The organism is Pseudoalteromonas sp. NZS100 (genome assembly GCF_015864815.1).
GTDB lineage: Bacteria > Pseudomonadota > Gammaproteobacteria > Enterobacterales > Alteromonadaceae > Pseudoalteromonas > Pseudoalteromonas distincta.
In genome coordinates this window covers 1-11,918 of the sequence record NZ_JADYWM010000005.1, presented here as the reverse complement: position 1 = coordinate 11,918, position 11,918 = coordinate 1, and the positions used below count along the sequence as shown (strand labels likewise).

Sequence of the window (11,918 nt, the reverse complement as noted above, 5' to 3'; positions counted from 1 at the left end):
CCTTAAGTCACTGAAATAAGTTCAACGGTGCCGTCTTCATTTACTTCGGTAATATGGCCATCTGGTTCTCTCATAAAAAACAGTGCAGCTAGACCAAGTAATGCACTACCCGCAATAATGAAAAAGAAAGTTTGATAATCAACAAGTGACAATGCCGTTAAGTACACTACTGCACCTACATTACCGTAAGCACCTGTCATTCCAGCTATTTGCCCAGTTAAACGACGCTTAATTAGCGGTACTGCGGCAAATACAGCGCCTTCACCAGCTTGCACAAAGAACGAACACGCCATAGCTGCAACAACTGCAAGCCATAAAGGCCAAGATGCATCAACCAAGCCCATTACAAAATAACCAACAGCAAGACCCGTTGTAAGTACAATAAGGGTAATACGACGACCTAATTTATCTGAAATCCAACCGCCACCTGGGCGAGATGCTAAATTCATAAATGCATAAGCAGAGGCTAAAATACCCGCGTAGACCATATCAAGCGCAAATACATCCATAAAAAACAGCGGTAACATAGATACAACCGCAAGCTCAGAACCAAAAGTTGTGAAATATAAAATATTTAAAACAGCCACTTGCTTAAATTCATAACGATGAGACTCAGGTACAGGCTCTTTAAAAATATGACCATTTACGTCAAAGGTTTTATACACTTCGTAAATATAAAGCAGAACTAAAAAAGCATACACGGCAAGTACAAAGTTAGCCGAAATTAGGTTAGCACCGGTTGGTGAAAGCTTCCAAGTAAGTAATGCTAGTGCACCATACATAGGAATTTTCATAATAAGAAGTAATACAAAGTCGCCTTTACTGGTTACTTCCATTGCGCCTACTTTTTTAGGCTTAAAGTATGTACCGCCTTTTGGTGTATCGGTTACATTTAAGTACCAAATAATACCAAATATAACGCTTAATACACCCGTTAAACCTACTGCGTAACGCCAACCATCTTCGCCACCAAACATAAGTGCAATAATTGGCAATAACATAGCCGCTGCTGCTGAACCAAAGTTACCCCAGCCGCCATAAATACCTTCTGCTATGCCCAGCTCGTTAGCAGGAAACCATTCACTCACCATACGAATGCCCACAACAAAGCCAGCACCAATAAAGCCTAGCGCAAAACGCGCTATAGCGGCTTGTTCAAATGTGGTTGCCATAGCAAACATAAAACACGGAATACTACAGGTAATAAGTAGCGCCGCATAAACAATCCGGGGACCAAATTTATCGGTCAGCATACCCACCACAACACGGGCAGGAATAGTTAACGCTACATTTAAAATTAGTAATGTTTTAACTTGTGCCATGGTAATACCAAGCGAGCCCGCAATTGCACCCAATAAAGGAGCATGGTTAAACCATACAAAAAATGACACAAAAAAGACCATCCAACTTAGATGTAATACTTTCATTTTTCCTTTAAAGGATATTAAGTTAAATCCAGAACTCGGTTGCATGTTTATTTCCTCGTAAACGTATTATTATTTTATAAATGCCCCACTCTTTTATATGAGTAGCAGCCCAAACTTTGTTAAATTTTAGTTAACCCAATACAGCAATTACTGAGCCACTAATTAAAAACCATATATTTCAGTTGGTTATATGCATTTATTATTTTAATGCGTTATAGTTGCACTATATGAGTGAGGGGGTATGGGCTGTTACAGTGCAAATAAAAAGCGTTACTGCTTGCTCTAGGATTTAACAAATTGGTATTGTTCAAAAAAAGTATGAGATGTTTAAAAATGCAAAAAGCACCGTTAACGTACCAACAGCAACTACGCTATTCTCGGCACATTATGCTGCCGCAGCTTGATATAGACGGACAAGAGAAGCTATGGCAATCGCATGCTTTAATTGTTGGTGTGGGTGGGCTTGGATGTGCGGTAAGTCAATATTTAGCGGCATCTGGCGTTGGCACGCTTACCTTAGTTGATAACGATGAAATAGACGTGACCAACCTGCAAAGGCAAATACTGTATAAAGAAAGTGATATTGGTAGCTCAAAATGCAGTGCTGCAAAAAAACAGCTTAACGCACTTAATAGTGAAATAGATATAAACACCATTGAGGCATTTTTTGATGTAAATACCTCTACAAAACAATTATTTAATAACATTGATATAGTGATTGATTGTTCAGATAACCTAGCAACGCGTAATGCACTTAATAGCGCCTGTTTTAAAGCTAAAGTTCCGCTAGTGTCTGGCTCTGCAATACGTATGGAAGGACAAGTCGCGTGTTTTACTATGGATGAAAATAGCCATTGTTATGGTTGTTTATCGCAATTTTTTAGTGAACAAACACAAAGCTGCTCCGAATCCGGCGTACTTTCTCCTATTGTGGGGTTAATAGGCAGCATTCAGGCTACTGAAGCGCTAAAAATGCTTGCTGGTTTGCCAAGTGGTTTAAGCGAGCACTTACTGCTGGTGGATGGTTTAAGCATGGAATTTAATCGTTTTAAAATAGCTAAAAGCAGTCAATGTGCAGTGTGCAGCATTTAGTTATTCTAGATTACTGATTGTTGTATAAAGCACATCGCCCACTTTAAAGTCGTTTTTGTCCCACACTCGTCTTGATGCCAAACAATACAATGTTTGCCCATCTACATTGAGCGTTAACTGCCACTTATTATTAATAAGCTCAGCCTGAGTTAATACCGACTTTAAAACATTGCTATGCGTTGTTTGCTCAGGCTTTAACGCACTAAGCGACATTTGCTCACTTTCTATAATTAGCTTATTACTGCTATCTACAAGTGCAGGAAGCACAAAAAGCGGTTGCTCACTTTGCTGTAATTGCAGTTGATATAGCCCGTAGTCTTCATCAAATTTAACCACATCGTAATTAATTAAGCTCAGCGGTGTTTGCCTGTCGTTTGCGTAAATAGCTTTTGCAACGTGCGCACTTGCACCTTGGTTTATCACCTTACCTTTATCAAGCTGAATAAGGGTATCGCAGCAAAATAGCAGCTCTTTTAATGAGTGACTTACTATTATAAATTTAATATTAAACTTAACGGCTAACTCATTGAGTTTAGTGAGCGTTTTAAAACGCAATGACCAATCAAGCGCACTAAAAGGCTCATCAAGCATTATAAATTTCTGACCGGCAAGCAAAGTGCGCGCAAATACTACACGTTGGCGCTCGCCGCCCGATAAGCTTTGTACATCACGATTTAGTAAGTCTTGTAATTCAAGTGTTTTAACAACGTATTGAAGCGTTAAGCTGGTTTGTTTATTCCCGCAGTGTTTTTGTGTAAACGCTAAATTACCTGCCACATCTAAATGAGGAAACAACGGGCACGATTGCAACTGAAGCGTTATACCGCGTTTATCGCTTGGCAACTCATGCACTGGCTGATTATTAATATGAACACTTTTTGCAGGCTCTAAACCACTAATACAACGCAGTAATGTTGACTTACCAGATCCTGAAGGTCCGAAAACACCCAATACATTAAACGACTCAAGCTCAAGGTTTATATCTAAATCAAAATTATTGAGTGCTTTAAAAAGGCTTAACTTAATCATTTTATTGCTTAACCCCTACAATGCTTTTATTAAACTTAAATAACAGCACTAAACAGGCAAACGAAATAGCCAGTAAAATAAGTGAAAGCTGATGCGCCGCCGTATAATTTAACGATTCAACATGGTCATAAAGCGCAATAGACACCACCTGTGTTTGCCCCTGAATATTACCGCCAATCATTAATACCAAACCAAATTCACCCAATGTATGCGCAAAACCTAAAGCAAACGCGCTACCAATACTGGGTTTTAAAAGCGGAATGATTAAATGCACAAAGCGTTTAAACGGGCTCAACCCAAGCGCAATGGCAGCTTCGTTATAGGTTTGATTAATATGTTTAAACCCAGCCACAAGCGGCTGCATTACAAAAGGCAGTGAATAAAAAAGCGAGCCGATAACCACGCCCTGAAAACTAAACGCAAGCTGCGTACCCGTTAGCCAAAACCAAAACTGCCCAAAAGCGTGATCAGGCGAAAATAAAACAAGTAAGTAAAACCCTAATAACGTAGGCGGTAGCACTAAAGGCATTGCAATTAATGCCTCTAAAAATGGTTTAAATTTACCGTTATAGCCAGCGAGCTTGTATGCCAGTGGAATACAAAAAACAAGAAGGAGCACTGCGGTTATAAAGGCAAGTTTTATAGTTAACCACAGCGCGGTTAAATCACTTTGAAGCATTGTTGTCCTTTATTCTGTAACCTAATTCAATTAACTGCTGCTGCGTAGCTTCTGCCATTAAAAATTGCATAAGTTGCTTAGCGCTAGCATGCTTTTTAGTCGAGCTAATAATAACGCCTTGTTGAATTATATCGGGATATTGATTGGTAGGCAGCACGGTATAATCTAAATATTTTTGATCTTGCGTGTTACTGTAAGCCGCCTTTAGGGATGAAACAGCCACCAGCCCTACTCCTACATTACCACTTTGCACAAACTGAAACGCATGTGTAATGTTATTCCCGTACACATAATTTATTGGTTTTTTAAAATGGTTATTCGCGTAGTGCTCTGAGGCACGTCCGTATGGTGAAAAACGCGGATTAGCAATGGCTACTTTATCATTTACTTTTTCAGCTTTGGGTTGCCACAAAGCAAGTTCGCCTAACGCGTAAGTGATTAAGCTGCTTTGCTCGGCATAGCCTTCTTTAATAAGTGATTGTGGGCGAAAATCGTCGGCCGATAAAAACACATCAAATGGCGCGCCATGCACTATTTGCGAATATAAAACACCGCTAGAAGCTGCTGATATTTTCACGTCAACATTAGGTAATGGGGATTTTTTTAGTAGGGTTTGCAATACAGTTTTAAAATTACTCGCTACGGCTACTTGCAGCGTTTCTTTTGCGTTTACGCTGCACGAAAGCATGCATATCACACACAAAAAATAACCCAACCATGTATTGTAAAGCTTTGACATTATAAGTATTGTTTCAAAATAAAATGATTTAAGTAAGCAATATATATGAACGATGTTTGCAATGCACCCGGTTTATTACCAATTGAAACTGCAATACAAAATATACTTGGCACAATAACGCCTGTTAAAGACGTTGAAACCATTTCTATAATGCAAAGTGTTAATCGCGTTTTAGCAAGCGATGTTAAGTCAACTATAAACGTACCCGCTCATAACAACTCTGCAATGGATGGCTATGCGCTGTGTATTTCAGATAAAAGCTTAACCTACACACAAGTAGGTAGTGTGTTTGCGGGGCAAGTTTTTGAAGAAACACTTACCCCTGGTCAATGCGTAAGAATAATGACCGGCGCTGCCATTGCACCTGGCGCTAACGGCGTTGTAATGCAAGAAAACGCCTCGGTTGATGGCGATAAAATTACGTTTACTGCGCAACCAGAGCTAAATGAAAACGTGCGTTTTGCTGGCGAAGATATTGCTATAGGCGACGTTATTTTAAAAGCAGGCAATAAATTAAAAGCTGTTGATGTGGGACTACTTGCATCTTTAGGAATTGCCAATATAGATGTGGTAAGAACCCTAAAAATAGCCGTGCTTTCTACAGGTGATGAGCTAATAGAACCTGGTCAGCCGCTTAAACAAGGCGCTATTTTTGAAAGCAACCGCGCTGTTATTATTAGTGCGCTACAACAAAAAAATATAGACGTGCTTGATTTAGGAATAATCCCTGATGACAAAGAACTCATTACTAATGCATTTTTGAAAGCGAACGAACTTGCCGATGCCGTAATAAGCTCAGGCGGTGTATCGGTTGGTGAAGCCGACTTTACAAAAGAAGTGCTCAACGAAATTGGCGAAATTCACTTTTGGAAAATAGCCATGAAACCAGGTAAACCTTTTGCCTTTGGTAAACTAGCTAACAGTTACTTTTTTGGCTTGCCAGGCAACCCTGTGTCGGCTGCTGTTACGTTTAATCAGTTAGTAGAGCCTGCACTGCAAAAGCTGTCGGGTCTTGGTGAAGTAAATCCTAAAATGCGCTTTAACGCTGTTACTACATCCGTTATTAAAAAGCGCCCTGGCAGAGCTGATTTTCAGCGCGGTACTGCAACAATTAACGAGCAAGGTGACTTGATGGTTGCTCCGTTTAATAAACAGGGTTCGGGTGTACTTTCGTCGCTTAGTAAAGCTAACTGTTTAATTGTAGTGCCGGCGCAAAGCGGCAATATCGAAAAAGGCGCAACAGTAAGTATTGAGTTGCTATAAAGCCTAAAATGCTACAGCTAACTGTACAATTTAGCTGTAGCAATGCTGCAAACCTTAAAATATTTTTATATTTAATGTTTGAATTAAACAATTTAACTTTTCGCTACGCCCTACAAACTCTTCTTTGCTTAATCTATTAACGCACTTCAGCGCGTTTTTAGTTGCAAAGTATCTATCATAACTTAGGCTTCTTTCGCATTTAACACTATACGTTGAGGGCCAAGAGCCACCTGCCCCCGTTGCTATGCCAACAACGTTACATGTAGCGTCTATATACTGCTCCCATGCTTTTATTTGTGCTTTAACTGCATCAACTTGGTAATCATCAGTTAGTTGTGGGTAAATTTCATCCATCATTTTACTGATTTTAGTTTTATATCTATTGCCCTCTAAATTATAAATATTGCCGGTGTGCATTGCACCGCCTTCTGGCCAACCATCAGCACTTTGTGCAAATGCGCCAAATGATGAAATAGCAAAAGCAAACACAATAATAATTTTGTTCATTTTTAAATCCCTTTAATACCAATCTGCTTATATATGGGGTCTATTTAACGTTAAGAAAATTACGCTAGAACTAGGCAAAAATTTTTGTATCTAGTTGTTCTAAATAAAAAATTTTTAACGAGGTTATAGTGCAATTTAATTCGTTAAATTGATCAAAGATTTATGCAGGTTGGTATAATAGTTAGACCAGATACCTGAAAAAAACACTCATAAAAAATGCCGCTGAGCTTAGCGGCATTATATTATTCAATAAGCTTCTAAAGAGGTCTATTTAAAAGCCAAATATTTTTAAGTGGAAAAACTTAGTCGCCACTGTATTTATAAATATCACAGCTAGAATGACAGGAATAAACGTTGAAAGTGAAAAGTTAACGTACTTTTCCATCAAGCTTCCCGCATAATTAGGCGAACCTAAGCTTAGCTCTTGCGTTAAGCGTGCTTTTTTCCAGCGATACATTACAAACAAACACACCATTAAGCCATTAAGCGGTAAAATTGTGTCGTAAAATACATCAACAATAATATCAAAAAAGCTCTTATTAACGCCGCCATAACTGGTGAACGAAGTAAGGCTGTCAATCATACCAAACGACATTGTACATAAAATAGTAAGTACACCGGTTGAAAGTGTAAGGATGCCCAATGCTTTTTTACGGCTAATACCTTTACGGTCACTTAAGGTTGCAGTCGGGACTTCTACTATTGAAACAAGTGAGGTAATTGCTGCAAAAAATACTAATAAAAAGAATGAGAACGCAACAATAGATGCACCTACATAGCCAATATCATTTTGCAGTGCTAATAAGATTTTAGGTAGGTATACAAAAATCATTGATACAGACGAGTCAGAAAGTGCAGCAGGGTCTGTATTTGGATCAAAACTAAATATAGCCGGTAGCACCATTAAACCAGCTACAAACGCAACAAGTGAGTCAGTAATAGCAACCATTTTAGCGCTACTTACAATGTCATCCTTTTTAGAAATATACGACGCGTAAGTCATTAAGATACCCATGCCCAAAGATAGCGAGAAAAACGCTTGGCTTAATGCGCCATTTAAGACACTTGCATTCATTTTAGAAAAATCAGGAATAATATAGTATTTAACACCGGCCATTGCGTTATCAAGCGTTAATACATAAATAACGAGGGCAAGCAGCATAACCAATAAGGCGGGCATTAAAAACTTAGCGGCTTTTTCTATGCCCTGCTTAACACCGCCTAATAAAATTAAGTTCACCATAATAACCACAACGGCCATATAACCAAACACAGTGTAACTATTAATAAAAACACCAAAGTGGTCGGGATCTGCTAATAAATCTAAATTACCTAGGCCTGTTTGCGTTAAATAGCCAAAAATCCACACCGTAATTACCATATAAAATACAGCAATCATAAATGGCGTAAGCACGGCTAAAAAGCCTGCAAACTTCCATTTTTTATCGTTATTAGACAATAGCTTATACGAACCAAGTGGATCTTTTTGAGCGTTACGACCCATTGCCATTTCAGCCATCATGACTGGTAAACAAATGAATACGACAAATAAAGCGTAAATTAATAAAAATGCGCCGCCGCCATTTTTAGTAGCAGAAACCGGAAAGCCAACTAAATTACCAATACCAACAGCCGAACCTGCCGCCGCTAATATGAATCCGAGACGGGAACTAAATCGTTCTCTATTTTCGCTCATGCTTGAAACCTTTTTATTATTTTGTATATTTCAGCGACTCTACCAGTGTTACACAGAGATTTTCAAGCAATTACAGTGTAAAAATAAAATCGATGTGTAAACCTGTGTAAATACGCTTTTAATTCACCAATTTTCAACGCTGTGGTAGTATTGCGTTAATCAAATTTAACAATTTTTATGAGATTACTTATGTTGTACATGATTCACTCAACAGACGTTGAAAATAGCTTAGAGCTCAGAAAAGCAGCACGCCCGGCACATTTAGCACGCCTTAGTGAGCTTGATTCTCAAAATCGTTTACTTACCGCAGGTCCGTTTCCGGCAGTCGATAGTGAAGATCCTCAAGAAGCAGGTTTTACCGGTTCATTAGTTGTAGCTGAGTTTGAGTCAATTGAAGCCGCTCGAGAATGGGCAGCAGCTGACCCTTACGTTGCCGCTGGCATCTATGAAAATACAGTTGTTAAACCTTTCAAAAAAGTGTTCCCTGCTTAAAAGTGTATTAAACCCTAAGAGCGTGCGTTGCACTGTAATTCAGGGTTTGTTCACAAGATTTTAATTAAAATTACTGAGATAAAAGCGAATTTAGCGTTTTTACTTGAATTTTAGTAACTTAGTTAATTAAACTAAGTGGGTCTGGTCTAGGAGTTTTCCATTATGCGCGTATTATTAAGCCTCGGTTTTATTGCTTGTGTTAGCTTAGCTAACTTTGCTCAAGCAGCGACGGCCACCCAAGCATCTCATGCTGAGGTGGACAAAAAGAAAGCCGTAATACTTGCAAAGAAAACAATAGGCGGTAAGACCTTAAAAATTACCGAAAAAACAGATTTTTATACCGTACGAATACTCAAATCTGACGGCCACGTCGTTGATTTACATATAAATAAAAAAACCGGCGAAGTGAAAAAGGATTAACAAATGCGAATTTTAGTTATTGAAGACGATTTACATTTAGCAGATAACCTACGTAATGCTTTAGAAAAAGAACGTTACAGCGTGGATTTATGTCACGATGGTGAAGCAGGTCTTTTCCACATTACAGAATACCCGCTTGATATGGCCGTAGTTGATTTAGGTTTACCTAAAATAGACGGTATTGAGCTAATCAATAAAGCACGAGCACAAGGCATTACTATTCCTATTTTAATCTTAACAGCGCGCGATCGCTGGCAGGATAAAGTAGAAGGTTTAGATGCAGGTGCTGATGACTACCTCACCAAACCATTTCATGTTGAAGAACTTATTGCACGTTGTAATGCATTAATTCGTCGCAGTGCTGGTAAAGCAAATCCAGAAATGACTGCGGGCCCAATTAAAATTCATACACGTTCACAACAAGTATGGGTTGATGATAAAGAGCTTAGCCTTACAGCTTACGAATATAAAGTACTTGAATACTTAATGGTAAATCCGCAAAAAGTAATTTCTAAATCAGAACTTACTGAGCATATTTACGACCAAGATTTCGACCTTGATTCAAACGTAATTGAAGTATTTGTACTACGTTTGCGTAAAAAGCTTGACCCTGATGGTGTGCTAAACCCAGTAGAGACACTACGTGGGCGTGGTTACAGGCTTAAAAGCCAGTGGTAATACCGCAAATATCGTTAAAAATAAGGCAAGGATTTATCCTTGTCTTTGTTTTATTAGTCGCGCTCCCTATCTTATTTTATTCAATTGGCAAAGCGTATTACGCTTCACTTGTTGATGCGACAGAAAAAACTCTCGAAGCACAGCTTTACTCGCTAATATCTGAAGTCGACTTTACTGAGCATGGTATTATTATGCCCAGCACTATTTTAGCGCCTGAGTTAAACAGATTAAATTCAGATACCTACGCAATGATTTACCGCGATGATGATCCTGTTTGGAACTCAGAATCGGCTGTAAACTTAAACTATGTACCTCAACAAATAGAAACCAAAGCCGGTGCTGCCGATTTCAGGCGCGTGGAGTATAATAACACCGCGTACTGGCAACTTAGCCTGACTGTAATTTTAAATAACATAGATCAATCAGAACAAGCTCGCTTTATATTAGTTAAACGTAATGACGCTCTACTTCGTTTAATGGATGGTTTTAAGCAAACCCTTGTAGATTGGATGTTTATAATGGGCATTGCAATTGCAGGCTTGATGGCGATTGGTTTTATTTGGAGCGCTCGCCCACTCCAACGACTCGATAAAGAAATAAAAGCAATTGAATCGGGTGATATTCAAGAAATTAAAGGCCTCTACCCTGTAGAACTGCAAACAATAAAAGCAGACCTAAATTTGCTACTTGAGTCGCAACAACGCCAAAAAGAGCGCTACAGAGCCTCATTAAGCGACCTTGCTCATGCACTTAAAACACCGCTTGCGGTACTTAAATCAAGTCCATTGGCAAACGATGCCGATGCACAAGAACAACTCGACCGAATTAATGTGATGATCGAGCACCAATTAAAGCGTGCTGCAACCGGCGCATCAGACACTTGGAAAAAACAAACACCTATTAAGCCAGTACTCGATTCAATACTCAGTGCTATGGCAAAAGTGTACCGTGATAAAGATATTATTTTTACCTGCACCGTAACCGAAAAAGATTACTTTTTAGGTGACCAAACAGATTTAATGGAACTACTTGGCAATCTGATTGATAACGCCTGTAAAGCGTGTCGCTCACAAGTAGCAATACAAGTTATTCAAAGCAAAACTTTGTGTATTGGAATTAGCGATGATGGCCCTGGCGTACCAGAGGACAAACGTGAATCTCTACTTACACGGGGTACTCGTCTGGATACATACGAAAGCGGACACGGCGTAGGGATGGCAATTGTATCTGACTTGGTTAAGTCCTATCGCGGTACACTTACCATTACAGAAGCTGATAACTTAGGCGGCGCTCAATTTATTTTAGAGTTTAATTACAATGACAAAAAGTAACTATTTATTAAAACTAACTGCCATTGTGTTATTTGCTTCAAGCCAATATAGCTTTGCAGATGAAGCATGTACTTTAGCCGCTAAAGCAACAACCGATGAAGCTAAGCGATATATTCAATGCCTAGATAGCCAAATTGATAAAGCAAAACAAGCACAAGGTAGTTGGATACAAAAGCGTAAATATGAGCTAACTAAATCACAAGAAAGCACAGGCAATACGCAAGTACTGCCGTTATTCATGCGCAGCATTAAAAATAACGAAAAGTACCTTGAGAGCGCCTGCCAATGGCGTTACTTAATAAAACTTCCTAATGCGACAACCGCAGCCATTAGCTATAAACAGTGTGAAATTGAGCTTATAAATCAATTTACAGAATCACTAAAACACCCATTTTGACGTAACTTAAGCACACTAAACTAGTTACGTTTATTTACTCACTCCCTTTAGCTTACTTGACAATTTATTCATATCAAAACAAACTACCTACTAGGGCGTGTTGATCTTTGTGGTATGAAAAACAAACAGCATGAAGATAAGGTATAATTGAATTCGCCAGAAAACTTT

General features: G+C 38.9%; 13 protein-coding genes. 7 read left to right on the top strand and 6 right to left on the bottom strand.

Features of this window, described 5'->3' with window-relative positions; all coding sequences use genetic code 11:
• Nucleotides 1-2: 2 nt before the first annotated feature.
• Nucleotides 3-1,472 carry a NarK family nitrate/nitrite MFS transporter gene (locus I6E69_RS06530; RefSeq protein ID WP_024595623.1) on the bottom strand — a complete coding sequence of 490 codons (1,470 nt, stop codon included), beginning with the start codon at nucleotides 1,470-1,472 and terminating at the stop codon, nucleotides 3-5.
• Between the two features lie 288 nt (nucleotides 1,473-1,760).
• On the opposite strand from I6E69_RS06530, the gene moeB reads away from it, so the two are divergent.
• Nucleotides 1,761-2,519 carry a molybdopterin-synthase adenylyltransferase MoeB gene (moeB, locus tag I6E69_RS06525; RefSeq protein WP_007375245.1) on the top strand — a complete coding sequence of 253 codons (759 nt, stop codon included), beginning with the start codon at nucleotides 1,761-1,763 and terminating at the stop codon, nucleotides 2,517-2,519.
• On the opposite strand, the gene I6E69_RS06520 is transcribed toward moeB, so the two are convergent.
• From I6E69_RS06520 to modA, 3 genes are read right to left on the bottom strand one after another with little or no spacing between them, the layout of a single operon-like run.
• Nucleotides 2,520-3,548, bottom strand: coding sequence for an ATP-binding cassette domain-containing protein (locus I6E69_RS06520; protein WP_197120856.1), 1,029 nt, complete (start codon nucleotides 3,546-3,548; stop codon nucleotides 2,520-2,522).
• A gap of 1 nt (nucleotide 3,549) precedes the next feature.
• Entirely contained in the window at nucleotides 3,550-4,227 is a 678-nt protein-coding gene (modB, locus tag I6E69_RS06515) for a molybdate ABC transporter permease subunit (protein WP_002959821.1), read from the bottom strand.
• The gene (modA, locus tag I6E69_RS06510) at nucleotides 4,214-4,915 is read right to left on the bottom strand and encodes a molybdate ABC transporter substrate-binding protein (protein WP_007375248.1); all 702 of its coding nucleotides are present in this window, start codon (nucleotides 4,913-4,915) and stop codon (nucleotides 4,214-4,216) included. The genes modB and modA overlap by 14 nt, the downstream gene beginning before the upstream one ends.
• 96 nt (nucleotides 4,916-5,011) lie before the next feature.
• On the opposite strand from modA, the gene glp reads away from it, so the two are divergent.
• On the top strand, nucleotides 5,012-6,229 hold the full coding sequence (gene glp / locus I6E69_RS06505) for a gephyrin-like molybdotransferase Glp (RefSeq protein ID WP_197120854.1): 1,218 nt from the start codon (nucleotides 5,012-5,014) through the stop codon (nucleotides 6,227-6,229).
• A gap of 54 nt (nucleotides 6,230-6,283) precedes the next feature.
• On the opposite strand, the gene I6E69_RS06500 is transcribed toward glp, so the two are convergent.
• Both I6E69_RS06500 and I6E69_RS06495 read right to left on the bottom strand, forming a co-directional pair.
• Entirely contained in the window at nucleotides 6,284-6,736 is a 453-nt protein-coding gene (locus I6E69_RS06500) for a hypothetical protein (RefSeq protein WP_138489222.1), read from the bottom strand.
• A 271-nt stretch (nucleotides 6,737-7,007) separates the two neighbouring features.
• Complete coding sequence (locus I6E69_RS06495; RefSeq protein WP_197120853.1) at nucleotides 7,008-8,432, bottom strand: sodium-dependent transporter; 1,425 nt, start codon at nucleotides 8,430-8,432, stop codon at nucleotides 7,008-7,010.
• 189 nt (nucleotides 8,433-8,621) lie between these two features.
• Between I6E69_RS06495 and I6E69_RS06490 the strand changes: the two genes are divergently transcribed.
• From I6E69_RS06490 to I6E69_RS06470, 5 genes are all read left to right on the top strand, one after another.
• Nucleotides 8,622-8,924 carry a YciI family protein gene (locus I6E69_RS06490; protein ID WP_039488129.1) on the top strand — a complete coding sequence of 101 codons (303 nt, stop codon included), beginning with the start codon at nucleotides 8,622-8,624 and terminating at the stop codon, nucleotides 8,922-8,924.
• A 162-nt stretch (nucleotides 8,925-9,086) separates the two neighbouring features.
• Nucleotides 9,087-9,344, top strand: a complete 258-nt coding sequence (locus I6E69_RS06485; protein ID WP_002959808.1) for a PepSY domain-containing protein — start codon at nucleotides 9,087-9,089, stop codon at nucleotides 9,342-9,344.
• A gap of 3 nt (nucleotides 9,345-9,347) precedes the next feature.
• Nucleotides 9,348-10,022, top strand: coding sequence for a response regulator transcription factor (locus I6E69_RS06480; protein WP_002959806.1), 675 nt, complete (start codon nucleotides 9,348-9,350; stop codon nucleotides 10,020-10,022).
• Nucleotides 10,016-11,353, top strand: coding sequence for an ATP-binding protein (locus I6E69_RS06475; protein ID WP_002959804.1), 1,338 nt, complete (start codon nucleotides 10,016-10,018; stop codon nucleotides 11,351-11,353). Before I6E69_RS06480 ends, I6E69_RS06475 begins: the two co-directional genes overlap by 7 nt.
• Nucleotides 11,340-11,750: a hypothetical protein gene (locus I6E69_RS06470; RefSeq protein ID WP_002959800.1), complete on the top strand. Its 411-nt coding sequence runs from the start codon at nucleotides 11,340-11,342 to the stop codon at nucleotides 11,748-11,750. Before I6E69_RS06475 ends, I6E69_RS06470 begins: the two co-directional genes overlap by 14 nt.
• The last annotated feature ends 168 nt before the right edge of the window (nucleotides 11,751-11,918 follow it).

Coding starts and splice junctions, on each gene's coding strand:
- I6E69_RS06530 (WP_024595623.1), bottom strand. CDS start 1,472: ATGCAACCGAGTTCTGGATTTAACTTAATATCCTTTAAAGGAAAAATG.
- moeB (WP_007375245.1), top strand. CDS start 1,761: ATGCAAAAAGCACCGTTAACGTACCAACAGCAACTACGCTATTCTCGG.
- I6E69_RS06520 (WP_197120856.1), bottom strand. CDS start 3,548: ATGATTAAGTTAAGCCTTTTTAAAGCACTCAATAATTTTGATTTAGAT.
- modB (WP_002959821.1), bottom strand. CDS start 4,227: ATGCTTCAAAGTGATTTAACCGCGCTGTGGTTAACTATAAAACTTGCC.
- modA (WP_007375248.1), bottom strand. CDS start 4,915: ATGCTTTCGTGCAGCGTAAACGCAAAAGAAACGCTGCAAGTAGCCGTA.
- glp (WP_197120854.1), top strand. CDS start 5,012: ATGAACGATGTTTGCAATGCACCCGGTTTATTACCAATTGAAACTGCA.
- I6E69_RS06500 (WP_138489222.1), bottom strand. CDS start 6,736: ATGAACAAAATTATTATTGTGTTTGCTTTTGCTATTTCATCATTTGGC.
- I6E69_RS06495 (WP_197120853.1), bottom strand. CDS start 8,432: ATGAGCGAAAATAGAGAACGATTTAGTTCCCGTCTCGGATTCATATTA.
- I6E69_RS06490 (WP_039488129.1), top strand. CDS start 8,622: ATGTTGTACATGATTCACTCAACAGACGTTGAAAATAGCTTAGAGCTC.
- I6E69_RS06485 (WP_002959808.1), top strand. CDS start 9,087: ATGCGCGTATTATTAAGCCTCGGTTTTATTGCTTGTGTTAGCTTAGCT.
- I6E69_RS06480 (WP_002959806.1), top strand. CDS start 9,348: ATGCGAATTTTAGTTATTGAAGACGATTTACATTTAGCAGATAACCTA.
- I6E69_RS06470 (WP_002959800.1), top strand. CDS start 11,340: ATGACAAAAAGTAACTATTTATTAAAACTAACTGCCATTGTGTTATTT.